The following is a 2,030-nucleotide window of genomic DNA, read 5'->3' as shown; positions in this document are numbered from 1 at the left end:
GAAAAGGGGTAAAACTTATTGATTAGCGTGATTTGCGCGGTCTTGGGGGTTTCCCCCATGAGCGACTGCATCAAGACAAGGCTCAACTGTCTTACGGTAACTTCTAACCATGAGCGACTGCCGTGGTCTCCCCCATGAGCGACTGCATCAAGACGGGAGTAGGTAGTAGGGAGTAGGGAGTAGGGGTAATAAAATTGAAGTGATTAACCGGAATTGCTCTCCCTACTTTATATCCCTACTTTATTGTTTCACTCATCTGCTTCTCTAATTCTTCTAATAATTGATCGACATCCTTACCAACTTGCTCAAAGCACTCTGGTGGGGAAAGTTCAGGTTCAAATTGAATCAGTTTCAACTGTCCATTACCAATGCCAATAATTATAACTTCCTGCTCAGGTTTATGAGCATCCACCACTCCCAAAATTTCCTGAATTTGGTTATTAACTTGACGATTTAGGGTTTCTATTGCTGCCCTAGGACAGTAAACAAAATGTGGCTTCGGTTTCATGTCAAGTCCGAGGGTCTCATCACTTTCTCCTTTTTCCAGAAAGAGCCCCCAAGCTAGTGCAGCTAATTCTTTTTGATTGGCTTTAACAAACTTATCTAACTGATGTTGCCACTTGTTTATTGCTAAGTCTTGCCGATTACTACCGAATAAGTCCATATAGTATTTATCAATTGGGTGAGGTACTTTCGTTCTGGGTTTTAGTTAGTAGTTAGTAGGGAGCAGGGAAAAAATCGTGTATACCTCATAACTATGGAAAACGCTATACTCACATCCCGATTGTCTAGAGCTACACAAACTAAAAACTAACCCAAGAAACTAAGACAAATGGGTGGTTTTTACTAGATAACTGCACTATGATATCATTTCCGGTACTGCGCACCACCGGACAACATATGAATGATTTTTGGACAGATATTCTCAACTTTGCCAAAGACACCACAAACCGTGTCGGGAATCGGCACCTTAAGGACTTTGGTCAGGTACAAGGGTCCGAAAAAGCCGATGGTACGTTAGTGACCCAGGCGGACAGGTGGGCAGATCAAGAAATTAGAGATGCGATCGCATCTCATTTCCCCAGCCACGGCGTACTGAGCGAAGAAGCATCCCACCAATTTCCTGAGTCTGAATGGTGCTGGATTATTGACCCTCTTGATGGCACCACCAACTTTACTAGAGGAATTCCCCTGTGGGGGGTTTCCTTAGGCTTGTTGTATCAGGGAACTCCAGTGTTTGGTTATATTCATTTTGCTCCTGTCCAGCAATCCTTTCATGGTTTTTGGCTGGGGAAATCAGACCTCAAAGGTTTAGAAAACGGTGCTTTTCTGAATGGACGTCCCATCCACAGCAGCCAAGATTCCCCTAGCCAAAACCACTTTTTCAACCTTTGCGCCCGTAGTACTTCAGTTATGAAGCAACCCTTCCCCTGCAAAATTCGGATGCTCGGGGTTGCCAGTTACAACTTTCTCGCCACTGCCAACGGTGTCACCTTAGGAGGAGTGGAAGCAACCCCGAAAATTTGGGATTTTGCTGGAGCTTGGGTGATTATTCACGCAGCTGGAGCAGTTTGGGTACCCCTAGATTCTCAGCCAATTTTCCCCTTAGAAGTAGGCCAAGATTACGGTCAGCGGTCCTTTCCGACTCTAGTGGCAGCACGTCCAGAATTAGTGAGTGTGTTTAAGCCCTTGGTAGAGTTTCTTGGGAATAAGACAAGTTGAATGTAGAATTAAAAATGTAGAATTAAAAATGTAGAATTAAGAATTAAGAATGTAGAATTAAGAATTAAAAATGTAGAATTAAGAATTCTAACTTCTAACTTTTAAATTCTAACTTCTAACTTTTAACTTTTAAATTCTAACTTCTAACTTCTAACTTCTAACTTCTAACTTCTAACTTCTAACTCCCGGTTCGCCCATTTTAAATCGAGTTAGAAAAAGCTGAAGGATTGAATCAGAGGTCTCGAGTATGGTACAAATGCACTGAGCAGACGGGCTGGGATTTTCCGGCGTCGGAACTGCACAAAGGG

At 42.9% G+C, this 2,030-nt stretch carries 2 protein-coding genes; one reads left to right on the top strand and one right to left on the bottom strand.

Translation table 11 applies throughout. The features are described 5' to 3' along the window. Window positions 1–235: 235 nt before the first annotated feature. Window positions 236–664 carry a hypothetical protein gene (locus F6K52_RS35720; RefSeq protein ID WP_293089852.1) on the bottom strand — a complete coding sequence of 143 codons (429 nt, stop codon included), beginning with the start codon at window positions 662–664 and terminating at the stop codon, window positions 236–238. A gap of 197 nt (window positions 665–861) precedes the next feature. Between F6K52_RS35720 and F6K52_RS35715 the strand changes: the two genes are divergently transcribed. After that, window positions 862–1,722 (top strand): inositol monophosphatase family protein, encoded by an 861-nt coding sequence (locus F6K52_RS35715; RefSeq protein WP_364421407.1) that lies wholly within the window; start codon window positions 862–864, stop codon window positions 1,720–1,722. Window positions 1,723–2,030 lie beyond the last annotated feature (308 nt).

Origin of the sequence: Moorena sp. SIO3H5 (assembly GCF_010692395.1) — a bacterium.
Classification (GTDB): Bacteria; Cyanobacteriota; Cyanobacteriia; order Cyanobacteriales; family Coleofasciculaceae; genus Moorena.
The sequence above is the reverse complement of the archived record's forward strand: the minus strand, read 5'-3'. Positions and strand labels throughout refer to the sequence as shown.

Coding starts and splice junctions, on each gene's coding strand:
- F6K52_RS35720 (WP_293089852.1), bottom strand. CDS start 664: ATGGACTTATTCGGTAGTAATCGGCAAGACTTAGCAATAAACAAGTGG.
- F6K52_RS35715 (WP_364421407.1), top strand. CDS start 862: ATGATATCATTTCCGGTACTGCGCACCACCGGACAACATATGAATGAT.